Origin of the sequence: Paraflavitalea soli (assembly GCF_003555545.1) — a bacterium.
In the GTDB taxonomy this organism is placed as follows: Bacteria; Bacteroidota; Bacteroidia; order Chitinophagales; family Chitinophagaceae; genus Paraflavitalea; species Paraflavitalea soli.
In genome coordinates, this window is the sequence record NZ_CP032157.1 from 3,267,241 (window position 1) to 3,292,783 (window position 25,543).

Genomic DNA, 25,543 nt, shown 5'->3' on the forward strand with positions numbered 1-25,543 from the left:
AGATGAAAAAATATAGCTGCATTATAATTATAGGGCTGGCTGTTGCGGCAGGATGCAAAAAAGCCGACTACCTTCTTTACCAGGACACAGCCCGCATTCAAATGGCCGATACCGCTGCTGCGAGCATCACTTTTGTATATGAAGCACCCAGTGTTACGAGAGATACAGTGTACGTAAGGCTGAATACTATTGGTGGTATTACCGACAAGGACAGAAAGGTAAAACTGGAGCAGGTAACGGAATATGACGTGACCTATGTTCGCGATCCCGTAACCAATAAGATCACCGACTCTGTTGTTAAAGAAAAACCTTTCAAAGCGGTAGCTGGCAAGCATTATATAGGGTTCGATGATCCTGCTATGCAATCATTGCTGGTGATCAGGGCCAATAAAGCCTATGATAGTATACCCATCATATTATTACGGGATGCCGATCTGAAAAGTAATTCTTACCGGTTGCGATTAAAGGTGGTAGCCAATGACGTATTTGGTATCGGCGAAACTAAAGCGATCCAAAAAACGCTTGTATTTTCTGACCGGCTGGAACGCTTTGCCTCCTGGTTGACGGATAGTTACTCTTCGACCGCTTATGGTACTTTGGGGAAATACAGTACAACCAAGCACCAATTTATAATTGATGTGCTGAAGGTAAGGATCGATGAAGCGTGGTGGCAAGCCATTCTTGCGGCAGGGGCAACAGCACATTACAAGTCTGTATTGAAGGATGCGTTGGTAGCATTCAATACCGATCCTGCCAATATCAGTTCGGGTAAAGCACCCATGCGTGAAACGAGCGACCCTAACAGTCCGTTAGTTACTTTCCCCTAATTAATTACCAATCATCATGACAACAATGAAAACAATATATATCCTGGCAGCCGGCTTGCTGTTATTGCTGGCGGCCGCCTGTAATAAAGATGACAGCACCGGGACTACCGGGCCGATAGCTACATTGAAAGTGAGCGGTTTGAAGGATACCTTTACTGTATTTACGCACCAGGATTTTCTGAAGATCAATCCTGTGGTGGAAAACGAACAAAATTTCGATTTCTACTGGACGCTCGCGTCTACTGATTTTATTCCAGGACAAGGAGCAGTAAAGTTTGACACACTGGCCCGCAGCAAAGACCTGAACTACGAAGTATTGCAGTCCCCAGGCGTTTATTACCTGGTGTTCAATGCCAAAGAGAAGAGTACAGGCATTGTAAGGCAGGTAGTGAAGGTGGCCAACATCACTACACTCACCATGAATGGATGGTACCTGCTGAAGGAGAATGGCGGTAAAACGGATATGGATTTTATTCACAGCACGGGCCGTATCGATAACTGGATCGCTAATTTCAATAATGGTAAAAGCCTGGATGGCAACGCGGTGAAAATGTCGTTTGTGCCCTCTTTCAGAACTACGCCCACTTCAACCGCTTATTTTCCTACCATTATGGTGCTTTCGGCCAATGATGCTGCCATCTACCGGATAGACAATGGTGCGATGGTGATGAACTTCGACAATATGTTCTTTACTAAACCTGCTACCCGTAAGCCGCAAGCAGTGATCCAACCTGTGGCCAACACGCAGCTTTACGTGATCAATGATAATAAAGCATACTTCCTGAGTAAAGGCACCTTGTTCGGCAACATGCCTGTCAACATCAACAACCAGGTATACGACAACATCTCTCCTATTACTGCCGTGGGCGCTGCAGGTATATGTTGGAATGCCCGGGCGAAAAATATTTTCTGCCTGGACGGGAGCAATTTGACAGAGTTGGGTAACAATGGCGCCCAGCTACGCAATATGAAGGCCGACCTGAAGTGGATGAACGGTTATGCAGGTTCCCGTAGTGCAGCACTGCTGTTATTCCGCAATCCGCAGGATTCCGGTTATTTATTCAAGCTAAATGTCATGACTGGTCAGTTGCTTTATAATTCCACCGGTTTAATTACGGCAGTGGATACGCTGAAACCGGAACATAGTCTTATGTCGGCCAGCGTTATTGGGGGCAATTATGATTATGACGTGATCTACTATGCTGTAGGTGATAAGATCTATATGACGGATTTTGGCTCTCTGCAGGAGACCCTGTTGTTTACGCTGCCTGCCGGTGAAACGGTGACAGCTATTCAGCATATCAAATTTCCGGAGTCCCTTGGTAACCCGCCACCCGCTTCTACTTTAAGCAGGATCGCTATTGCTACTTATAAGGACGGGCGGTATAAAATATACCTGCATCCGATCAATGGAACAGGTACTATTTCCGGACTGCCACAGGCCAACTTTGAAGGTGAAGGCCGTGTGTCGTCGATGATGTATATGGAAAAAGGCGCCGGTACGCGGATCTTTTAGAGAGAAGAATACAGGAGACAGAATACAGAATACAGAATAGAATTCAGGATATAGTCTGAGAGACCTGACAGATTTTGCCAGGCTACATTGCCAATGCTAAATCTGTCAGGTCTTAAACGATCTAATTTGCTTACTTCTTTTTAAACAACAACTCAATGAGCATTTTATTTCCTGCATTGGCAGCCTGCTGCCTTTGCACTGGCAGTCTTTTGGCCCAAAGTGACCCTATAGATTCTGTGCTGGTGAAAAAGCAACAGGCGGAGTTGAAACAAGCGCTGGCAGCGGCAGATCAAAAGATGGAGGCACGCCAAAAACTGTACCTGGAGGTACAGGGTAAAAAGCTGAAGTACGATACGATCGGCCTGGGGCAATATCGCTATGAATGGGCGCAGCTCAGAGATGAACGCAGGGCACAGGAGATCGCCTTTATCAAGGCGCATCCCGATTATGCTGTAAGTATCGAGGCATTGCAAGATGCTATCGGGCCCCTCCCCAATGACATCCTTATTTATGACAAGCTGTTCAAGGGATTGGATAAACCAGTACGCACCAGCAAAGAAGGGGTGGCGCTTCGCAAAACGATCGACGGTTTTATGGCAGTACGCATCGGCGTGAAGGCTCCCCTGTTTGCCGCACCTGATACTTCGGGTAATACGGTAAACCTGAAAGACTTCCGGGGCAAATATGTACTGCTTGATTTCTGGGCCAGTTGGTGCGGTCCCTGCCGCGAAGAGAATCCCAACGTGGTAAAAGCTTATGAGCAATTCAAGGATAAAGGTTTTACTGTTTTGGGTGTCTCTCTCGATCAGCCTGGCAAACACGATGCCTGGGTAAAGGCGATCAACGCGGATGGCCTGGTATGGCAGCATGTATCTGACCTGAAATTCTGGAAAAGCGACATCGCGAAATTGTACAGCATCCGCTCCATCCCTCAAAACTTCCTGCTCGATCCGCAGGGAAAGATCGTGGCGGCCAACCTGCGCGGAGAAGCTTTGTTGCAAAAATTACAAGCATTGTTCCCTCATTAATAATAGATATGTATAAACTCAAATTCATCCCCGTCTTCCTGTTGATGGGAGTACCCGTGTTTTGCCTTGCACAAAAGAAAGACACACCTGCGCAGGCTGTAGCCGTGAAAGACACCATTCCGAAAGTTGATTCCGCAAAGAACGCTCCCGGTCAGTTGAAGAAGTACGAAGAGGTCATCACCCAAAAAGCGATCACAAAGAACGGCATGTTCCGTGTGCACCAGATCGAAGAGCAGTATTTCTTTGAAATACCCGACAGTTTGCTGAACCGCGACATCCTGGTAGTGAACCGTATTTCGAAAGCGCCAGCCGGTCTAAGGCCTTATGTAAATGTGTATGCCGGTGACCAGATCGCCGAAAATGTGATCCGTTTCGAAAGGGGGCCTTTCAACCGGCTCTTCATGAAGCGCATGATATTCCGCGAAAAGTCGGCCGACAGTACAGAAAACGGCCTGTACAGGGCGGTCGTTAATTCCAGTCTTCAACCGATCGTAGCCGCTTTTCCCGTGAAAGCATTGGGCGGGGACAGAGTTGCAGGGATAACGTATGTGATCGATGTAAGCTCCTTCCTGCAAACGGAAAATGAGATCTTCCACTTTGGACCGGAAGCAAGAAAGGGACTATCGCTGGGCGGCGTGCAAACAGATAAGTCGTATGTAGCCGGTCTCAACGCTTTTCCCCTCAATGTGGAAGTTAAGATGGTACGCACTTATATGCCCGCCACGCCCACCTCCTTGTTGCCTACCACTTATGAAGTCAACAGCTCCCTGCTGCTTTTACCCAGGGTGCCCATGAAGCCCCGCTATGCGGATGCACGGGTAGGCTTCTTTTCAAGGGGTATGGTAGATTTTGATGCCGAGCCACAGCGTGTGGCGTCAAAGTACTATGCCACCCGCTGGCGCCTGGAGCCGAAGCCCGAAGACCGGGAAAGGTATCTGCGTGGTGAACTGGTAGAACCACAAAAACCGATCATTTACTATATCGATCCGGCTACTCCCAAGAAATGGGTGCCCTACCTGATAGCTGGTGTGAACGATTGGCAAAAAGCCTTTGAACAGGCCGGATTTAAGAATGCCATCAAAGCATTACGTGCACCGGAGAACGACAGTACCTGGAGCATTGACGATGCCCGGCACAATGTGATCGTCTACAAACCTTCTGCCATTGCCAACGCCAGCGGTCCGCACGTACACGATCCCCGCAGTGGAGAGATCATCGAAACGCATATCAACTGGTACCACAATATCATGTCGCTTGTTCACGACTGGTATATGATACAAGCAGGCGCTATCGATCCCAAAGCCCGTACCATGCAGTTCGATGATGAACTGATGGGACAGCTGATCCGTTTCGTATCTTCCCACGAAGTGGGGCATACCCTTGGCCTGATGCACAACTTTGCCTCCAGTTCTACTGTTCCGGTGGAAAAGCTGCGCGACAAGAAGTACGTAGAGGAGAACGGGCACACCCCTTCCATCATGGATTATGCCCGTTTTAACTATGTGGCGCAGCCAGAAGACAATATCACCGAAAAAGGAATTTTCCCGCGTATCGGCGCCTACGACAAGTGGGCCATCCAATGGGGTTACCGCTGGCTGCCACAGTTCGACAGCCCTGCTGCGGAAACGCCCTACCTCAACAAGCTGATCATTGACAGCCTCAACCGCAACAAGCAATTGATCTTTGGTTTTGAAATGGACGCTTATGATCCCCGTTACCAAAGCGAAGACTTAGGTGATGACGCTGTATTGGCCAGTACGTATGGCCTCAAAAACCTGAAACGCATCCTGCCTAAATTGGCTGAGTGGACCAAAGAGCCTAATGAAGGATACGAAAACCTGCGGGAAATCAGTACACAGGTTTTCCGTCAATACATGCTGTACATGGCACACGTATGGAAAAGTGTAGGAGGTATTTACACCACGCCTAAGAGTGTAGAACAACATGGACCCGTTTTTGAGCCCGTACCTTATGAGAAACAGAAAGCTGCTATGAAGTTCCTGGACAACAACCTGTTTAATATTCCAGACTGGCTGACCAGCGATAACTCCTTCGACCTGACTGGTTCCAGTCCTGACCCTTACTTCCAGGTAGCGCAATCCGGTGCCCTTTCTCGCCTGCTGGGATCGGGCAACCTGATCAACTTTATCAAGAATGAAACCCGGTTCAGGAACAAAAAACTGTATACCGGCGCCGAATTCCTGGATGACCTCAAGAAAAGTGTATGGAGTGAATTGTATTCGCACAAGCCAATAGACGTCAACAGACGTGGCTTGCAAAGGATGTATATCACCGAAGCTTGTCATGCTTTCCGGGCTGTAAATGAGCTTGTAGGCCGCAACTATGGCAATGGGACACAGATATACATCAACCCCGACCCTACGGGTGCTGATGTGGAAGGCCTGATGCGAACACACCTGCTGTCCTTGAAGAAGGACATTACACAGGCTATCCCTTTCCAAAAAGGACTTGCCAAAGACCATTTGCAGAACATTATCGCACGTATTGACAAGGTGCTGAAAGATGGAGAGCCATTGATCAGGTAAGGATCCTTAATGATCGAATCAAGGGACGTACATTTCTTTCTTTTTGTGTAATCGAATAATACAAAAGGGCAAAGCGGAGATCATACCGCCTTGCCCTTTTGCATTATTTTAAATACTGATCGCACGCCTGACCTTTTCAATATAGTCAGCCGGAGACATTTTGAACTGTTTCTGGAAATTGCGCCTGAACTGGGACGGATATTTATAACCTACTTCCCGGGCCAGTTCATTGATCCGGAAATTGCCTGCACTCATCAGATCGGCAGACTTTTTCAGTCTCGCCAGGTTAATGACATCGCTGGGCGACATGCCCGATAGTGATTTTATCTTGCGGTACAAGGTAGACTTGCTCATATTCAATAAAACAGCTATTCTTTCCACATCCAACGCTGTATCCCGCAGGTTATCGAGGATCACACCGGTTAGCTGCTTCCAAAAGACCTCATCCTCTTTTGAGTAGGTGGTGCTATTGATGGGCAGGAAGGGCGACCTGGCATAGGATTCTTTTAATTTCAACCGGTTTTCCAATAGGTTGTCTATCTGCGCGTAGAGATGGTCTAATGAGAACGGTTTCTCGATATAGGCGTCTGCGCCTGTTTTAAGCCCCTGGATCTTTGATTGAAGGGCATTTTGGGCAGTTAATAAAATAACGGGGATATGGTTCAGGTCGGGACTTGATTTGACCGCCGAACAAAGTGCCAGCCCATCCATTCCAGGCATTACCACATCGCTGATAACCAGGTGTATTGGCTGATGCTGTAAAATGTCCAATGCTTCCAACCCGTCCATTGCCGTGCGGACCTCGTATTTACCCGTAAGGTCCTGTGACAGGTAATCCAATATTTCCTCACTATCGTCCACCAGTAAGATCACAGGATTGGCCGTATTCATTGCGTTTAGTATTGGTTGTGGGGTGTATGCTGCAACCCTTTAGCTAATTACGCAATAACCTTCGTTTTTCCAAATGCGATATCCGGACGATCAATTTTCAAGGAGGACCTGCTGGTCTTCATCCGGAATTTGCGTATTTCTGACCCTTTCGAGTGTTAACGGCCCCACGAACCGGTAATTGATGGGAAAAGCCGGGTTGGTAATATCGCTGTACCAATATTCCAGGACCATGGTGATATACGTTTTCTCCAGGTAGGGCTGCACTTCATCCTTTCGTTTCCTGATGGAATAAGTGCCCCGTTGTTGTGAAAATTTGATAGACGCATCGGGTGCAGTAAGCGTCACTGTGCTGTCGGCGTTTAAAGCTGCTATTATTTTGTACTTTTTCCGGTCATATGCTTCTTCATCAACATTGCCCGCAAAGAAGAAAACGGTATGTTCATCCACTACCCAGGCCGTTCTATAAGGAGTGGTCAGGGCAGTCTGGTTGTTTTGGGGAACATCCCGGTTCCAGATGAGGCCGGCATTGGAATACCTGCCTGAATAATCATTGAAGGGGATGATCTGCATGAGGGATTTGCCAAACCATCTTTTGGCTGAAACATTGTTTTTTGAAGTGGATACTATTTTTACCGGTAAGATATATTTGTCGATCAGGTCCAGGTTTTCCAGCTTCAGGTTTAACTCAAAAGAACCTTGCAGGGAGGTGGCAGGGATGGTAGTGGTCATGGATTTAAAAGAATAATTGGATTCAGCCAGTTCATGAAAGTACAGGTCGCTCCTTAACCTGAATCTGTCAAAGTTCAGGTTATTGAGGGTATCCTTGTCCAAAGCAATGGTTACTTCTATGTCTTCCTTATTGTTGGTAGAGCCACTAAGTACAACGGGCACCTTCACAGTTACTCCCCCACCCTGGCTTTTGTACAGGGCATTTAACCTGACAACGCCGCTTTTCACAAAGGAGACCTCTTTCACATACAATTCCTTTGTCCACTCTTTGGTGCAGCCCAGGCCCAGCAGCAGGCCTGATAATATAAACAAATGGATCTTTTTCATAAGCGTGCTATTTTAATAAGGCGTTGTCCAGCCTGGGTTTTGGGTTAGCTTTTTATTTCTTCTTAATTCTTCATGCGAGATGGGCCACAGGTACATTTTCTTAACGAATATGGTGGGGAAAGAAGGAATAACCACGGGTGTATGGAACAGCTCGCGCTGGGCCGCGGTCATGTCCATATTACAGCCCATGACCGGCGTGGCTTCTTCCACGGGCGCATCTTTCCAGCGCCGCAGATCGTAATACCGGTGGTTTTCTCCCAGCAACTCAATTTGTCTTTCTCTTTTGAGTGCTTTTCTAAAGGATTCTTTGGAGCCGTAAATGCCGCCGTCGAAATCGGGTAAACCCGCCCTTATGCGTATTTGACTAATGGCTTTGCTCATTTCCGGTACATTGCGGGAAACAGCATGTGTCGCTGCACCTGTAAAATCAGGGATATTGAAAGACCCACTCAATTCATTCAGAGCCTCTGCATAGATCAACAGTACTTCTGCGTACCGGATAGCGGGCTCATATTTGGGTACGATGAAAGACCCCAATACTTTTCCATCGTGCGAATCGGTAGGATTTACATATTTTTTGACACCCAGTCCTGTTCTTACATGAAACTGGGGAGAGGCAGGCTGTTTGCCATCCGGTTCACCCCGGTAATAAAAGATCTGTTTACTCCTTAAGCCCACATCCAGCGCACTCAGGCGGTACCAGATGCTTCCATTGTAGGAAACGGAGGCATAAAAACGGGGCTCGCGGTTAGCATACTGTAAGGAAACACCTGCCGGTAAGGGCAGATTATCAGTCGCATTGGTGGTAAAGCCTGCTACACGCGGGTTGACAGGAATATCATGCCCATCATTGGTATAATAAGCATCGCATTGTTTTTGGGTAATACCATGGGCGTTCCATCCTCCCATAGAATAAGGTGTTTGGTGTTTGGCCAATGCTTCGGGTCCCACATTATTTAACTCCGTGATGCGTGAAAAGATGAGTTCAGGATTACCGGAAGCAGTCACAGCCCCATTGAACAGCTGGCGGTAGGATTCAAATGGATCAATATCCTTCCAGCCATTGGGGAAAGCCGCATCTGAATACCGGGGATTATAAGGCGGTACGATTGTTTTGGGCTGGGCCGGCCCCTGGTCCTCCGCATTAAAGGGGGCCGTAAAAAGGCGATAGATGCCCAGGTCCATTACATCTTTGGCAGCTGCAGCGGCCCTTGCCCACTTTTCTTCACTATAGGTCTGTGAAATAAGTGGTTTACCCGTGTTATCTACCAGGTCGGCCATTTCGGTATTGCCATTAAACTCAGGGCTGGCCGCATACAAATACACTTTTGCACGGGCAGCCAGGGCTGCTCCTTTGGTAGGCCGTGCCATATCCCGGTTGGTACGGTCGGGGGAAAGGTCTTTCGCTGCGATGGCCAGCTCCCTGGTAATAAAACTCACGCAGGTATCATAATGGCTTCTGGGAATGGCCAGCGATTCGTATGGCAAGGTATAATCAATACCTTCATCGGGCACTAAGGGCACAGGCCCATACTTCCTCAGCAACAACCAGTAATAATAAGCCCTTAAAAAGCGGGCCTCCGCTTTACGACCTGCTATCTCCTCTTTACTCATCTCACGGTTGCGGTCAATATTATAAATAAAAATAGATGCCTTTCGAATGCCCTGGTAGCACGAACCCCAGGAACCCTGTATCCAGCTTTCTGTATATTCACCATTCTTGTAATTCTTATAACTTCTGCCATCCAGTTCATCGCCCCGGTCGCCAAAGAACATATCGTCCGATATGAGGTTGAAAGGGGCATAATCTTTACTGGCGACATCCAGGTTCTCTCCCCGTAAGTGGGTGTATACATCGGCCAGCCATTGTTCTGCATAATCTTTTCTAACGAACAGGGTGTCTATATTCATCCTGTCCTTAAAGAAATGGTCCATATTCATAAACTTCTTACAGGAATGCAGGGAGCCGGCAACAACAACAATCAATAAGCTGATATATATGTAAGGTCTCATGACAAACTTTTTGGTAGTTGATTAAAATTTGAAAGTCATACCCACGGTGATTGTCTTGGGTAATGGGTACCGGGTACCATCGGTGGTAGCCATTTCGGGATCCCACACCTTCACCTTATCCCATACCATCAGGTTTTGCCCTACCAGGTATACCCGCAAACTTCTGAGGCGTAGCCGCGTGGAGAGACTGGCTGGTATGGTATAGCCCATCTCCAATGTTTTGAAGCGCAGATAGGCTCCATCCCTCAGCCAAAAAGTAGAAGGGCGGTAGTTGTTTGCGCTGCCGCCATAACTTAAACGCGGGTATTTTGCTGCGGGGTTTTCTGTAACACCATGACCTCCTGTAATATCGGCGGATACCCACCGGCTGCCCGGGTCTACTACTTCCGTTAATATGTTTCCCCAGGCTCCTTCAACAAATGGATACACAGTGGGGCCATTCAAAAAATAAGAGTTGCGCCCTGCTCCCTGGAAATGAACATTGACATCAAGTCCTTTCCAGCGGGCCGACAGGCCCATACCATACTCAAGTGAAGGCCTCCAGCCTGCCCCTACAGCTACCACATCATCATTGTCGATAAGGCCATCTCCATTTACATCTTTATACTTGATATCGCCGGGCATGTAGGCGCCAAATGTTTGCCGCGGACTGTTCCTGATATCTTCATAATCTTTGAACAATCCCAGCGCGATCAATCCCCTGGTTTGTTCTGCACGATAACCTTGTTGCATTAAATAAGGATAACTATTGAGCTGTTCATCCCGCTCCAGTATCTTGTTTTTGTAGTAAGTAATATTGCCCCGCAGGGTAAAATCAATACCCCTGATCTTTTTATTAATGGCCACATTGCCATCCATACCCTGGTTATCCATCTTACCTACATTGGCCCAGGGTTGGCTGCTGATGCCCACCATGGCAGGCAGCTGGCTCCTTTGTACATAAATGTTCCGTCGTGTTTCCTGGAAGAAGTCAACGGTAAGAGACAAAGTATTATGCAGGATATTGATGTCGAAGCCCAGGTTTTGCTTCCTCGCCACTTCCCAGGTAAGTGCATCCGATGCCACCTGGGTATAATACAGGCCGGTATAATTGTTGGGGCTTACTGGCTCACCAAAATTGAAGCCACCACCACTCTCAATGGTGCTTAGGTAAGCAAACCGCAGGTTGCCAAAGTTGTCATTACCGACCTCTCCTATGGAATAACGGATCTTAAAAAGGTCGAGCCAATCAACCTTGTCTTTGATGAATTTCTCTTCTCCTATATTCCAACCCACAGCAACGGCCGGAAAGAATCCAAACTGATGGCCGCTTCTGAAATTCTCTGACCCGGTATACCCAAAATTAAATTCCACCAGATACCGGTTCATGTAACCATACATAGCACGGCCTGACACCGACAGGTTGCGACGGGGTAAGCCATTTTTGATATCGGTACCCAGGTTTTGGGTTTGCCTTTGCTCACGCACAAAGGATTTAAGCAATCCTTCCACATTGTGCTTGTTGGAAAAATTCCTGCTATAGCCCAATTCTATCTCGCCCTGGTAAACCCTTTCTCCCCAGGAACTTGTTTCCTGTGTCATTAAGGATTCCGGGGACAACCGATGCATGATCAGCTTCCCATTCCTGTCGCGCCTGCGTTCCACATTGTATTGTTCGGGCCATTTAATACGGTTAATATCATTGAGGCTATTGGCGTCAAAAGCCAGTCTGGCTGTAAAGCGTAGCCCCCTGGTCACCATGTCGAGCCGCTGGTTGAGTGTGACATTGGATTCGGTTTTGTTTTCCCAGTGTTCCCGGTAGCCTGTTTGAGTGGCCAATACCCAGGGATTCGTCCTGTTGCCTGTACCATAAGCAGGCACCAGTCCGTTGGAATACATAAAAGGGATCGATACGGGCGACTGGCCAATAAGGGAATACCAGATGTTGAGGTTATTCAGGCCGGGAAAGTTCTGCTTCTCCAGGAATCCTGAAACACCCAGGGCCAGGGTGGTTGATTTGGAGATATCAAGATCATAATTCAGGCGGTAATTCCACCTCGACAGGTGTGCATTGGTCTTATAATCCTTTAATCCCTGATCGGTTTTGTACATACCGCCTTCATTTACATAACTGGCGGACACAAAATACCGGGCAATAGAAGCACCGCCCGAAAGATTAAGGGAGGCCCTGTATATATTAGCACCATCTTTGAGCATTTTATCCTGCCAGTTCACATTTGGATACAGATCGGGATCCAGGCCTTCCTTGATCAATTCAAGCTCATTAGCAGTATACATAGGTTCCTGGTTTCTCGTTACTTTTGCTTCGTTGACCAGTTGAGCGTAAGTATAGCCATCTACAAACTTGGGGGTGCGTGTACGGGTCAGGTAGCCATATTCTATTTTTCCATCAATATTCACCTTACCAGCCTTACCTTTTTTAGTAGTGATCAACACCACGCCATTGGCGCCTCTTGAACCATATATGGCAGTAGCAGACGCATCTTTCAGCACCGAAAAAGACTGAATATCCTCAATATTGATCTCGTTGAAAGGCCGCTCAAATCCGTCCACCAGCACCAGGGCACTTTGGTTGGCGCCAAAGGTGGATATGCCACGGATCCAAAATTCGGACTGGTTATTGCCCGGCTCGCCAGAACCCTGCATGGCTATAATACCCGGAACATTACCGGCCAGTCCATTGGTAATATTGGCTGTGGGCGTGCGCAGCTCATCAATATTGATGGAAGAGATGGCCCCTACAACAGATACTTTTTTCTGCGGACCGGCTGCCGTGACGATCACCTGTGTTAAGGCGCTTGAATCGGCCCGTTTCAGTCTAATATTCAGCAGCGTCTTGTTCCCGATCTTAATCTCCTCCGTGGCAAAACCCACATAGGAGAATATTAAGGTGCTATACGGTTCTGCGCTCAGCACATACTGGCCTTTTTGATCCGTCATAACGCCGCCGCTTATCTTGTCTTTTATGGAAACGCTTACGCCAACAAGGGCAGCATTGGTCTCATCGGTTACAGTACCTCTTACCTGTATGGTTTCCTGGGCATGAGCGGTCATAAACCAGCTCAACATTAGCCCTAGTAATGTTATATATCTTTTCATTGTAACAATATTCTGGTTGCTCTGTGAAGCGTTAAGGTAGATAGGTGTATTATTCGGTGGAGATGATCCTGATGCGCCTGTTTTTTTGATCGGCTACATAAAAGGTCCCCGATTCCTTGTCATAAATAATGCCCATGGGCCGGTCGAACTGGGCATCTCTTAAAGCTCCGTCTGCATACCCATAAGTCCTGGGGCGACCAGCAAAGGTGCTCACCACTCCTTCAGGTGTTATTTTCCGGATGCAATGGTTGAAGATATCGCACACATAGAAGTTATCATTTTCATCAAAAGCACCCTGGTGGGGTTGATCAAACCGGGCATCAATACCTACTCCATCCTGATAGCCCGCGCTCCTTCTTCCGCCCACAAAGTGTACGGGGGTTTCCAGTTGCCTGGTTTCCCGGTTAAAATTGGCTTTAAGGATATAATGCTGATTGACTACTACGATATAGGCGAAATCGCCGCTCGGCGCAAACTGGATATTGAACTCCCAGCTTACATCACCTATACGGAACAGCTCTTTGGATACTTTCGCTACCCGGTCCCATTTAAAAATGGCGCCATTAGAATAGGAGTTGTAGAAATAGTCGCCTGTTTGAGGTTGTGCGGCGCCGCCATTGGTCTGCAGGCTATAGATGAGGGATGTCCACCGGGTAAAGTTATCTGCCTTGGTGGCCACGGCGGTACTCAGGCCGGTCCATGATCCCTGATCGTTGGTAATATAAAGCGTATCGTAGGTAGTGTTAAAGGAAAGCGTGCGGGGACGGTCCAGTCCATTGCCTGTTCTGAACCTGGTGGACACCTGTGTTTTGTCGGCATCAATAAAGCGCATGCCCCGGAACTCCTCCAGCACATAAATATTCTTTTTTTCATCGAAGCACAACCAGTAAGGCTCTTCAAATTGTGCTTTTTCAATAGGGCCGTCTACGATGGCTGTTCTCCCGTCCTTATCTGTAAAACCGGCCAGGGTACTCACAGAGGGCAGGAAAATATATTTGAACGGACCGGCAGCCACCACTTCTTTGGCGGGATTGCCAATGACCACTTTTACTTCGCCCGTGCCGGCTTTCGAGGGCACTAAAACATACAAGGCTGTACCATTCACCCCGATGAGGCGGGCCAGGTGTCCATTGATATACACTTTGATCTGCGAAGTGTCGCTTCCAAAATTGGAACCATAAATGATCATTTGGGTGTTGACCCCGCCGCTGTCGGGCGCAAAGCGGCTAATGGTGACCGGCTTGGAAGGATCGTAAGAGGGTCTTGTGTCGATGGCGTCCTTATCGGAGCAGGCGCCCAATAGAAGAAAGATCAGGGCAGCGCATAGCATGCCCCATTTGAGCTCACAGGCAGTGTTAGTATTCATACTCAATCGTTATAGCAGTCAGTCAATTTGATAACAAAATTAAAGAACCCTTAAAAATGGGTTCTTTCAATCTGATCAAAATAGAGCTAAAATGATTCATTTTACTAAACACCTGCGATGGTTGTTATTACTGGAAAACCACTTATTACATTTTTTGGCCTTTTATTGTCCTTTTCAATTCCAGCTCACCTGTTAGCATATTAAAACTATCAATAGCCTCAGAATTAAACGCCCCTTTCAGATCAAAAAGCCATTTCTGCTTAGGGTCGGCCAGTGAAATAAATTCAACTTTCTGTTTCGGTCTGAATTGAGGACCTGTGGCAGTTGATGCCTGGTTATTGGGGTAATAACTAACGATCAATATTTTCTTTAAATAGACTTCCAGAAAAAAGAACGTAGCCGTATCTTTTTTAATAATCGCTTTCCGGTCTACGTAAACCGCATCGCTATCAAAACCCAAAATATGGTTCCCTACCTTAAAGTAGTTCATACTGCTGGCAGTATCATAATGAGAAAAATACCAGGAAATGTCCTTCAATTTCTGACTATGGCCAACCATGGCTATTAAAAGTAAAACACTAATTAAACTACCTATTTTCATCAAACATCACTTTGTTGTATAATACGGACTTCCTGTTCCGATAGGAGTCCTTTCCCCATAACTTGAAGTAAAGCTTGAGTCTTTCGTCACCACCCACGGCCCTTTTTCTCCTGCTCCGTTTTTACTAAACACATACACGTCGCCTGATTTTGTTTTAAGTAGAAAGACTGCATAGTGTTGTGTACCGCCAGCCTCATTGCCTTTATCAGGCAACCCGTGACCAAAATCGTCCCGCCCCTTATATCCATCGGCAAAAGCATACCTAATAACATCTCCAAAGGTAGGTTTTTCAGTCTGTTTGAAATTCTCCTGCAGCTTCTGATCTGCATCTTGTGGATTTCCTATCGTTCCGGTTCTGCTATTGTCTATATCAAAATTGATCCTACCATCCTTAGACAAGGATAATGCTGTCCCAAAACAATTGGAATTCCATGCACGCCCCTGATTATTCAGATAATAATTCCCCTCACTAATTATATTATCAGCAGCCCTTACTCCCAGTTTGTCCAGTTTGGTACCTTCTTTTATTTCAACCCCTTGAAGACCTTTTTCAAGTTTTTCTTTGCTCAATCCGGTTTGTTCTGCTAATGTTGAGATATCATCGCCTTTTTCCGCAACAAACTGAATATATTTTTCAAACTTACCGGTCCCTTTTCCTTTTTTCATGATCTCTCTTTCTCCAATTTCTATTTCCCATAACCCATCGGGATCAATATAACGTAAAGGATTGTTATAAGCATATCTATAAGGCGTCCACCTTCTATCCAGGTCGGATAAAGGATCAATACCGTGAAACCTCCCTATCTGCGGGTCTAATGTCCTAAAGTCAAAATCATATAATTCCAATCCGCTGCCATCACTAAACTCTTCACTCTGCAATTCTTTGCCACCGAATTTAATTTTATTTCCCGCTATTCCGTTGGTGGCCCTGCTGGATATCCCGCTCATAGCCAGACCAAATGGATAGTAATGGGTTTCCTCCAGCAATGGGCCCGGTGTACGAATGACCTGGATATTATCAAAATATACGTTGACATTGCTCTCATTACTTACATATACAAACAAGTAGCCATTCTTTGGAACCATAACGCCTTTTAGATTGGCCTGATCGACAGTCCAGTGGTCTTTTACGATATCGCTGGTCCCAACACGGCTAAAGTCGCCTCCGACATATTTAAACTGATCGTCAAAGAAAAGATAATTAATATAAGCTTTGGGAACAGTAGTAGTTTCATTGTTATTACCTCTGATAAAGGAGGAAGGTATAGTCCCATTATTAATAGCGGCCAGTTGTGTACCCGTAACCCCTTTGGCTGCTACTGCACTGCCTGGCACCTGCAACATGCCGCCTAAGATGGTCGCCACATCGAGCAACGTACTGTTGCTATTGTTGATGGTGGCTGTATTCTTATAATAACTTCTTCCAAAAATATCAATTTTATCCCCCGCCATCACCTTTATCATAAACTGCAAACCTGTTCTGTTAGAAGCGCCATTGAGTTCATATAGATTCACGCTTTCGATGGTGCTGGCAGGCGTTACTCCCTGGGGGTAGTTGTCATTGGCAGGAGGATTTCCATTATGGTTATAATACACATTATCGATGGCGTTACCCCAATCAGGAATGTTTATCTCATGCTTAATTTTACTCTCATCGATCGTAAAATAATTCTTTTCGGTATTGATCAGGCTGTTTATCCCTATAGTTGTACTTCCTTCCAGCGTTGAAGCCGGATAACGCAAGACCTTTTGTTCTTCCGTAAGCACCATCCGGACATTCCCCAGGTGATCTTTAAGAAAATAATCATATACCAGGCCAGTTCCTCCATTGAGGGTAGCATTGCGTATGCGGCCATCCTCGTGGGTCTCGAACTGAAGTACCAGCGGTCCACTATTCTTCTGTTCGTAAACATCGGAGCCTATATACCAGGTAGTAGTAATATTTGCTCCCTCTGCCACTGTTTTCTTGAGTTTTCTGCCTAAGCCATCATAAGCAAATGTAATAGTCCCCTTACCCGCCACGGTAATTACCCATGGCAAATTCAAATGATTGTAGGTGATAGCTCCCCCATTTCCCGGAGATGGTATCTGTGTGCCAATTGCTTTATTGAGATCTGTAATCAGGTTTCCATTGGCATCGTAAGCATAATCAGCAATAGTATTTGCCTGCGTAGAAGGATTCAGCTTCGCTGTATATTGTGGGTGTGTAGAAGCTGTACGGAAGTCACCCAGCATGGTACCAGCATCATTGGCCAGGTCTATTACATTTTGCAGCTGGTTACTTTTTCCATTCTGTTTGTAAGTATAACGCAGATCATCGACCTGCGCATTGGCGCCGGCCTTTAGTCCCCACTGCTGCATCCTTTTAATATTACCATTCAGGTCGTATGCGCTGGCTACATCAAAACCGTCGTCGCCCATCATCATACCATAGTTTACCTGGCTATTGTTCCAATTACCGTCAGCATTGCGTTGCTCAAAAACACCTCTCAGCAACCGGTTGGCTGCGTCATATCCAAAATCATATTTCCTGCTAACACCATCTCCAACGCTCCTCCATATCATGCCTTCGAGGTTGCCATTATACTGGACAGCCGTATAACTCCTTCCCGAAGCATTGGCCAGTTTGTCATAACCAAGATCAAAGCCAAACCAACTGGAAGTACCAGGTACCGCATCAACAGCAGGGGATGTAAAAGCACGGTTGATCCCTAACAGCCAGCCTCTAACATTGTACTCGTAGTGCAGGTTTTCCAAAGGCAGGGACGAATTGCCCGGTTTTGTGCCAATCGCTTTCTCTTTCACCTGGCCAAGGGTATTGTAAAAAATCTTAGAAACAGTTTTGAAAGCAGGCATGCTGGCAGCAACCGAACTATTGCTCACTTTTTTCTCTGTTTTCACCATCCTGCCCAATGCATCGTAAGTAAATTTTGTTACCGTAACTGTAGTTTCTGTACCGGAGCCCCCTACCACTTCCTGTTGCTGTACCTCCAGGAACGGAGCACCTGAAAAGCTATACTGGGTAGTTTTATTATCTGTTCCCCCAGTCAGGTTCTTCTGCTGCACCAGTATAACTCTGCCTTTCCCATCATAATAGTTGGCACTATATAACCAGGTGTTTGTACCTAAAGCTCTAACACGCCCACCGGTAACCATGCTTTTGACATTATTATTGATGGCCACCGATTGGGCATAAGGCCAGGTAGTATTGCTGACTGGCTCCAAATAAGCATTGGCATAAGCTGTAGAAGCAGTGATAGGAAGACCATGCCCTGCATAGGCGGTATTGCTTAAAAAACCATAATCGTCATAGAATGTCCGGGTAAGTTCTTCCAACCCGGCTGCATTTGCTGCAGGATAATTGTCCTGTAAGGAAGTGGGTACACCATTAGCTGCACTTATGTGCGTAGCCAGGGGAATGTTGGTTGTCCAAATACCTGTAGCCACAGCCCGGTTGAAGTTATCGTATTGTGTGTACCGCCACTGGGGAGTAGCTTGTGCGGCCAGATTGCCGTCTTGTGTCAGCACCAGGCGATCACGATTATCATATACCATATATGCCGGGAAAGCACCGGGTACTTTTTTTACAACGATACGATCCCTGAAATCAAATTCATAACGAAAACATTGTTCTTCCAGTAGTATCGCGCCACCTCCGCCGCCAGTTGGCGCCACCTGCGAAAAATCCCAGCCAGCATTGTAGAGGGCATTTACACCCTCCGGTTGGATGACACATCTCAGGTGATTGAGATCGTCGTACAAGTAATAAGTACATAGCCATCCCAGATACCCGCTACCGGTTCCATCATCAGCAGCTGCTGTTAGTTGTATTTTTCTTAGAATGACCTGCCCTTCCTTGTCTTTAAATTCAATCACTTGCTTCCCATGCTCATCTTCGCTAACCGTCTTAAACAGTGTGCCAGGTAAATAAGCAGTAGTGGTGGCATACACGCTGCTTAAGGGATTAGCCGCTGTTCCATCAGTGATATCCCATATCCTTACCGCATCTGCAGCCGTATTGGACCAGTATTTAAACTTCTGGCTATGCCTGTCGTTTGCATTCAATTGCGATGCTGTACCTGCCCAGCTTTTACCGGGAGCAAACTGCTCCATTGCCCTGCTTAAAGGGGTAATTTCAAAAATAGACTTGCTATAGTAGTTAGCTTCATTCTGGCTACTGAAATAACCATCCATAAACAGCTGGTGCTGGGCATACGGTGTGAGCTTTAATTCCCCATCTGCTACTGAAACATTCCCTCCTGCGTTATTTGCCGCAAAAGCAACAAATTTATATTGCTCCCGTCCCAGCGCATCGTACAATACCGGCTGTACCAGATCAACAGCTGCTGCTATATCTTCAAAAGTACCATTTGGAGAGGTCACCGTAGCCATGGCACCCTGTTTACTCACCGTTTGAAAAATACGGCCCAGGCCATCGAAATATTGGGTGGATTGCTTCACCTGCAAAAGAGTTCCCTGCTTTAAGGTAGCACTGCTATTCACTGAGTATCCCGCACTCCAGGTTCGTACATAGTTCAAAGGAATATTTGAACCATAAACGGGTGATGGTACAGACTCTTGAGCACCGCAGAACATAGTGATCAGCATCAACAAAACCAGCATCCGGGCCTTGTAATAACCCTTAAAGATCCTACGGCGTGATATATAGATTTCACACATAAAATATTCTTTATTGACAGGTTCCTGAATTAATTATTACACCATTATAGATTTGATACCATTTATTCGGTAACTGGGGCAACCCGTTTTGTGGTTTGAAAAGTGTGTAATAGCCATCCGCTACAGCTGTTTGCATGGTGATATCAGTAAAACACTTCACCAATGCCTGCGGGTCATCATAGAAATATAAATTGAAGATATCTGCATCTGTGTCCGGTCCATAAGCACATATTTCAGGTAATGTCTGGTACCTCACTACCGAATTATTGGACGCATGTACCAGGCTGCCAGCCCCACCTACCGGCTCATCTACCGGTCCTGAGCCGCAAGTAGTGACCCAAATGATATCATAAGTAAGACTATACCTGAGTCCTACCAGATAATCAAGATATTCGCCCATTTGACCCGGCGGGATCGGACCTACATATTCTCTTGAGATCAATAGCTCTCCAATTGAGTAATTGCCCGATACCGACACGGTATAAATATTGTTACCGTGTTCGTAAGAAATATCTACCGGGGCCGGGTTCAAAAAGGTGCCGTCCGGGTCTTTGTATACTGAAATACTATAGGTGGCATAAGTGTATTTGTAATTTGATATTGTCTCCGTTCGCCAATTCGTGGAGCATAAAGCAGCATACCTTCCATTGGGCAAACAATCCCCATGCTCATTAGCTGCGGCTTGACCATTCAGGCTGGCGAGCGTTATGGCCCGGCTATTGGCATCTTCCTGCGAAACGGTGGAAACTACCGAACCTGCAGGCACTACATAAGAATATCTGGACCCATAGAATCCTGCAGGACAACCCGTTTTATTAAACGTAAGTGTCTGGGCTTCATTTGTATAAAAACGACTATTATCTTTAGTGACGGTATAGTACTCGTAGTGATTAATAAGATTGGATGTTACATCATATATATCTTCCAACCTGAAGGCATTATCGTAACTATAAAATGTATTGATCTCATTGGGAGGACTGATCTTCGATATGAGTCCTACATTGTTATAGGTGTAAAAAGAAAATTGTCCATTGGTAAATGCATTTCTCAATTCTGATGCAAAAGTGTTAATGTCTGTGCTGCCTACATAATATTGCTCGATATCAGTCAATTTCTGCATAAACATGCCGCTAATGGCAGCATAACTCACCCCTTTTACGACACCCAATGGTTGCTGATCATAAAAACTCCATAAATAACTTATGTGATCATCTCCTTTAAAGACCACTTCTGTGGGTTTGCCAAATTTATTATAAGTGCCGATATAAGCAAGCTCGTCGAGTGTTGTATTTTTTGACAGTACTGTGCCGCTTTTCTGAAGCCCGCTATAAGTAGTGGTCATCCCCTTTTTCCACTGAAGCTCTTTGTACAACTGGGTATTGTTATTCAATCCGCTGAATGTTTTGTATTCAAATACTTTTGCTTTAACAGGCACATCATTTTTGGAGATCAGGACTTCCAGCGGAACGTAAATATGCTTTTGTGCCAAGGCATTAACTGTTGTTCCAAACGCATCTGTATACGCCTGATCTTCGAGATCGGCGGTGTACTTAAATTCGGTTTTAATACTTTCCCCTTTGCTATTATACGCAACCGTTTCTTTGACGAGTTTATTGGGGTAATATTGAATGGTCTTCATTTCGACAATGGGATCTGCTCCGGCAACAGTAGTAATATATTCCGTACTCGTTTCTTTTGTGGGTAATACTGCATAGGTATAATGTGTGTAATACTTCGCAGTGGATTCATACCAATCTCCGGCACACAACTTATTTCTGTCAACAAAAATGGCTCCCACCATATTTTGGGAAGGGTTTATATTGGTAAATTCCTTTTCAATTTTCTTTACCAACGTATTAGCATTGTTATAGAGCTCTGTTTTATATTCTTTACCTCGTTCGGACTCCTTGGAAGAAAACGGGTTATAAGGACTGAGATCTGAGATCAAGGCAGTCTCACTTACATCCATATGCCCATTATCGAAATTGGTAAAGTAATGCTTTGTATAACTACCATCACCGTTCTCTTCCACCACTTCGCTATAGCCTATATGGCTCCCCATACTGCTGCTCGCAGAGGGAATAAATGAATTATTGGAGAATATTGTCTTGGTTACATACACACTTCCCTGCGCTGCCTTTGTTTTAAAATTCTGGAATAAGTATTGAGGTTCATAGGCAAGAATGCCGCTGGACCGCTGCGTTAAGTTCGTGCCAAAATTAGTAACGTAGTGATACTTCTTTACCTGTTGGCTTCCCAGCAATGGATGGAATGTTAGTTTCTTAATTCTTAATCCGCCTACGGCCTTATTCCAGACATTCAAACTATTTCTGCTTTTATCAACCGAATTGTAGGCCGTATTCAGCTCATACTCAAAACTTGCTTTCCCGCCTGTAGGATAAGTAATAGATCTGAGCATATTCATTTGTGTATGTGGCAAAGAGGGATTCCTTGCATTGTAATAAACGCTATGATTGTCGCGGATATCCGGTATGGTCACGCTGTATATCTGGTTTGTCGTATAGAACCCCCAGTGATCGGTTCGGCCACTAAAAAAGTAACAATTCCCATCAAACGGAAAATAATCCATACTGTAGGCATTGATCCGCTCATCACTTGCGCTATTAAAGACCACACCTGTCAAATTATACCTGTTGCTACTGATGGATGAAACGGTATATTCAAGGTTTACTTTTTGCAGGAGGGCAATATCAGCCTGCAAGTTGATGGATGCCCCATGTGGATAAAGGGCAGCATCGGGTAAGTCCTCACTATTTATATTATTATAGATCTCTATGCTGCTAAGCCTGTAGTCTTCCAGGAAGCTGGCGTAGAACTTACTGAAATCAGCAGAATAAAAATTGAACGGGATTGTACCCGCTGTAGTGTAATTGCTGGGGCTGTTTCGATAATATTCAACCAGATAAGGGAATGCCAGCGTGTTGTAATAATAAGGAAAGTCGTTGGTTAGGTTCGGTTCGGTTTGTCTTAACGCCTGTTGGTTGATATTTTGGAAATAGTAGGTATGTATACTTTGATAAGGATTGGGACTCATGGAAAGAACACCTGGATTTATCCAGGTTGCCGCGTAACGGGAATAAGCATTTATGCCATAATTAAATTTTATCTTTTTGCCAGTAGTTACTATCGCAGATAAATACAGGGGAGACAAGAGCCTGCCTGTATAGGTAGACTGAAGTGATGAGAGATTGCCACCACAATAAATAGTTCCCAAATAATTGCCGATAGATGTATTGGTATTATTATAAGTAGTGGAAATATTCCAGTATTTATAATCATTTAACTGGTCACTGAAGGTATGCCGCTCATATTCAAAATTGACTACTCCCCCATCGGGATGTATGATCTGTTTCAGGCACCAGGCATCTGCTTGCCAAAAATCTCTATCCTGGTTTGTAAAATCAATGCTATACTCTATAAAATTTGCACTTCCTCCATATACATATTTGACGCCATTAATATCCGTAATCGTGAATCCTGCAAAAGTCCTGTAACTTCCATATTGGGCCCGCCAGTTATTACCTGGGGCATTGTTGAACATGCCACCCGATTTATCGAGGTTGGTTACCGGCAAAGAAAAAGGCACCGCTAAAAAATCGCCGGTCAACTCGACCTTTATATCCTGGTCTGCCTGAACTACCCAGTTGCCGTATATATCCAGGAAAAACGTTCCGCTACCGCCAGGAAAACTAAACGAATACTCATCTGTTTCTGTATCTCTGTAACCAAGCAGCGTATTGGTAAGCGGCAATGAAGAAGAATTGGGAAATGCGATCTCTTCCAAAACGGCCATTTGCCCCCACCTGTTTCCTACAGCGTTTCGTAACTCCGTATTATTAAAATAGTAACCGGAAAAATTATAGTTTTTTACTTCATATTGGGTGAGGCTTATACCTGGAGGATTGCTGCCATATCCGGCATAACTCATATCGTCGGGCCGGTCGTGTACTTTCCGCTGAATGACTCCTCCAGCTTCCAACGCCCAGTTGGGAGCAATAATACCTGGTTTAAGATCGGGTCGGAAGCCGCTGGCATGATAGGTCAACCTCATTGGCACATTCAACTGCCTTTCTACCAGGTTGTACAATGGGATCTCTACCTGTGGAAGACCGGTAAACAAAGAAACAGGCGTCTCTTTAAAAAGGCCGAGGTTAGAGACTGCAGGGCTTTGAATAGAGGCATTCAGGTCTTTAATAGTTTGGGCTTTTGCAGGTTGGAGCAAGCCGATAAACAGAGAAAGACATACGGCTGATATTCTCTTCATTTTTGCAGCAGTTATTTTTAGTATTAAATCAGTGGGTTTGGATACCCGAAATTTTACATGCATACTGACGGGTTAAAAATTGTACCCATACCTGAAAATAAACGGTTGACCAATGGGTGATTGCCGGTTTAAAAAATTCCATAGCATACTCACTTTCAGTTCTTTCTTTTTCATCCGCAATTTCTTCGAAATACCTACCAGTCCGCTTGTTTGCCAGGCAACATGACGCAATGCAGCTTCGTTTTTGAAGCGGCTCATATAATTTTTTTCATATCCTCCACTCAACCAAAAATTGCCAAACAAAGCACGCAGGCCTTTTTGTGGGTCGGATAGTTTGAAATCGACATAGGTTCGAAGCCCTATTCCTTCATGGGTAAAGTCAAGGTTTTTCCATCCCTTGCCAAGACCAAATCTGTAGGCCATTCCTACACCTGCCGCCAGCCTATCGTGCAGTTTATATCCCAGCGTTAAAGACAGATCGTTTGTAGCGGGAAAATCGTAAGCTCCTTTATTGCCTGTTTGCAGGTTAAGGCCATATTCCAACCGTTTCAGAAATGGCTTGGATCGCTGGCTATTGGGTTTGAATTTAGGTATGTCAACATCTCCATGCCCCCCACTTCTCATGGACTCCAGTCTATTTTTCATCCTGTTCAATTCGGTTTGAGCTGCGCCTACCTGCTGTTGTATATATTGCCGGGGATCACCGACCGATTGCCCAAATTGTTGTTGAATTTGTTGTGTAACAGCAGCTCTTGTTTGCAACCCAGCCAATCCAGCAGGATTAGCAGTGCCGCCATCAGAAACGCCAGGCCCAAACAGTTGAGCAAGCAGACTGTTCTGTTGCATGAACTTTTGAAAAGCAGGTATTTTCCGGGCAATAGCCAATGCCTGCCGCTCCATCTTTTCCGGATCCTGCAGGCTTTCTTTAAACGTCTTCGTTTTTTCCTTGTAATAGTAAAATTCTTTGCGGTAGCGGGAAATGGAATTACTTAAACCATGGATGGGAAGTTTCGCCTGTACGCCATCGGCAGACAATAAAGTCCTAAGTGATTGTTCCCGTTCTTTTATAAACTCTTCGATCTCCTGATTACGGGCAAGCTGAGCTTTCAGGCCATCCACCGCTTGTAACGCTTTCCCCAATTCTTCTTTTTTATTACTTATAGGTCCCAGCCATTTAAGCATTGTTTCCAGGGAATCAATACGCGGTATGTAAGGGGACGAAGCACCTGTATTTTGGTATGGCTGTTTTAATTTATTTTGCAGCTTCTGGTATCGATCCTTCAGATCTGTTTCCAGCAACCGGGCCTTTGCACTATCCGACCTTCGGATCTTCTGTATTATTTTCTCTTCCCGGCGGTAAAAACCTGCCAAAAGCTGCTGCTGCTGACGTTCTACCTTTGCCACTAACTTTTCCTGGGGTTCGCCCATGCGCTCTAATAGCTTGTCCACCACTGGAAGACTATCCATGGGTTTCTCGTCCTGAGACCAGCAGTCACTGATAAACGTTAGCAAGGTTATAGACAATAGTATAGCTTTCATACCATTTTTAAAGCATGATTAAATTGATTAAAATATCACTTGATCTATCAGTGATAGTTCAACAAATAAAATAAACAGTAATGGAATTGAAGAGGG

General features: G+C 45.6%; 13 protein-coding genes. 4 read left to right on the forward strand and 9 right to left on the reverse strand.

The annotated features are described in order from the left end of the window. Positions 1–2: 2 nt before the first annotated feature. The 4 genes from D3H65_RS12020 (at position 3) to D3H65_RS12035 (ending at position 5,917) form a co-directional block, all read left to right on the forward strand. Entirely contained in the window at positions 3–827 is an 825-nt protein-coding gene (locus D3H65_RS12020) for a DUF4843 domain-containing protein (protein ID WP_245999732.1), read from the forward strand. A gap of 25 nt (positions 828–852) precedes the next feature. Further along, a complete protein-coding gene (locus tag D3H65_RS12025) occupies positions 853–2,343 on the forward strand; it encodes a PKD-like family lipoprotein (protein WP_162915581.1) in 1,491 nt (496 codons plus the stop codon). A 155-nt stretch (positions 2,344–2,498) separates the two neighbouring features. After that, positions 2,499–3,371, forward strand: coding sequence for a peroxiredoxin family protein (locus D3H65_RS12030; protein ID WP_119050549.1), 873 nt, complete (start codon positions 2,499–2,501; stop codon positions 3,369–3,371). A gap of 8 nt (positions 3,372–3,379) precedes the next feature. Beyond that, positions 3,380–5,917: a zinc-dependent metalloprotease gene (locus D3H65_RS12035; RefSeq protein WP_119050550.1), complete on the forward strand. Its 2,538-nt coding sequence runs from the start codon at positions 3,380–3,382 to the stop codon at positions 5,915–5,917. A 108-nt stretch (positions 5,918–6,025) separates the two neighbouring features. On the opposite strand, the gene D3H65_RS12040 is transcribed toward D3H65_RS12035, so the two are convergent. The 9 genes from D3H65_RS12040 to D3H65_RS12080 form a co-directional block, all read right to left on the reverse strand. Then, entirely contained in the window at positions 6,026–6,808 is a 783-nt protein-coding gene (locus D3H65_RS12040; protein ID WP_119050551.1) for a response regulator, read from the reverse strand. A 90-nt stretch (positions 6,809–6,898) separates the two neighbouring features. Then, positions 6,899–7,864, reverse strand: a complete 966-nt coding sequence (locus tag D3H65_RS12045; protein WP_119050552.1) for a DUF4973 domain-containing protein — start codon at positions 7,862–7,864, stop codon at positions 6,899–6,901. Between the two features lie 12 nt (positions 7,865–7,876). Then, complete coding sequence (locus D3H65_RS12050) at positions 7,877–9,877, reverse strand: RagB/SusD family nutrient uptake outer membrane protein (protein ID WP_119050553.1); 2,001 nt, start codon at positions 9,875–9,877, stop codon at positions 7,877–7,879. 21 nt (positions 9,878–9,898) lie between these two features. Beyond that, complete coding sequence (locus D3H65_RS12055) at positions 9,899–12,976, reverse strand: SusC/RagA family TonB-linked outer membrane protein (protein WP_119050554.1); 3,078 nt, start codon at positions 12,974–12,976, stop codon at positions 9,899–9,901. Between the two features lie 49 nt (positions 12,977–13,025). Further along, entirely contained in the window at positions 13,026–14,342 is a 1,317-nt protein-coding gene (locus D3H65_RS12060) for an IPT/TIG domain-containing protein (RefSeq protein WP_119050555.1), read from the reverse strand. Between the two features lie 145 nt (positions 14,343–14,487). Next, a complete protein-coding gene (locus D3H65_RS12065) occupies positions 14,488–14,943 on the reverse strand; it encodes a hypothetical protein (RefSeq protein ID WP_119050556.1) in 456 nt (151 codons plus the stop codon). A 6-nt stretch (positions 14,944–14,949) separates the two neighbouring features. Further along, positions 14,950–19,482, reverse strand: coding sequence for a DUF6443 domain-containing protein (locus D3H65_RS12070; RefSeq protein WP_162915582.1), 4,533 nt, complete (start codon positions 19,480–19,482; stop codon positions 14,950–14,952). Between the two features lie 151 nt (positions 19,483–19,633). Next, positions 19,634–23,908: a DUF5977 domain-containing protein gene (locus D3H65_RS12075; protein WP_119050558.1), complete on the reverse strand. Its 4,275-nt coding sequence runs from the start codon at positions 23,906–23,908 to the stop codon at positions 19,634–19,636. Positions 23,909–23,980: 72 nt separating this feature from the next. After that, entirely contained in the window at positions 23,981–25,447 is a 1,467-nt protein-coding gene (locus D3H65_RS12080; RefSeq protein ID WP_162915583.1) for a hypothetical protein, read from the reverse strand. Positions 25,448–25,543: the final 96 nt, after the last annotated feature.

Bases quoted from the DNA above. Each gene is read 5' to 3' on its own strand.
- D3H65_RS12020 (WP_245999732.1), top strand. From the start codon at position 3: ATGAAAAAATATAGCTGCATTATAATTATAGGGCTGGCTGTTGCGGCA.
- D3H65_RS12025 (WP_162915581.1), top strand. From the start codon at position 853: ATGAAAACAATATATATCCTGGCAGCCGGCTTGCTGTTATTGCTGGCG.
- D3H65_RS12030 (WP_119050549.1), top strand. From the start codon at position 2,499: ATGAGCATTTTATTTCCTGCATTGGCAGCCTGCTGCCTTTGCACTGGC.
- D3H65_RS12035 (WP_119050550.1), top strand. From the start codon at position 3,380: ATGTATAAACTCAAATTCATCCCCGTCTTCCTGTTGATGGGAGTACCC.
- D3H65_RS12040 (WP_119050551.1), bottom strand. From the start codon at position 6,808: ATGAATACGGCCAATCCTGTGATCTTACTGGTGGACGATAGTGAGGAA.
- D3H65_RS12045 (WP_119050552.1), bottom strand. From the start codon at position 7,864: ATGAAAAAGATCCATTTGTTTATATTATCAGGCCTGCTGCTGGGCCTG.
- D3H65_RS12050 (WP_119050553.1), bottom strand. From the start codon at position 9,877: ATGAGACCTTACATATATATCAGCTTATTGATTGTTGTTGTTGCCGGC.
- D3H65_RS12055 (WP_119050554.1), bottom strand. From the start codon at position 12,976: ATGAAAAGATATATAACATTACTAGGGCTAATGTTGAGCTGGTTTATG.
- D3H65_RS12060 (WP_119050555.1), bottom strand. From the start codon at position 14,342: ATGAATACTAACACTGCCTGTGAGCTCAAATGGGGCATGCTATGCGCT.
- D3H65_RS12065 (WP_119050556.1), bottom strand. From the start codon at position 14,943: ATGAAAATAGGTAGTTTAATTAGTGTTTTACTTTTAATAGCCATGGTT.
- D3H65_RS12075 (WP_119050558.1), bottom strand. From the start codon at position 23,908: ATGAAGAGAATATCAGCCGTATGTCTTTCTCTGTTTATCGGCTTGCTC.
- D3H65_RS12080 (WP_162915583.1), bottom strand. From the start codon at position 25,447: ATGAAAGCTATACTATTGTCTATAACCTTGCTAACGTTTATCAGTGAC.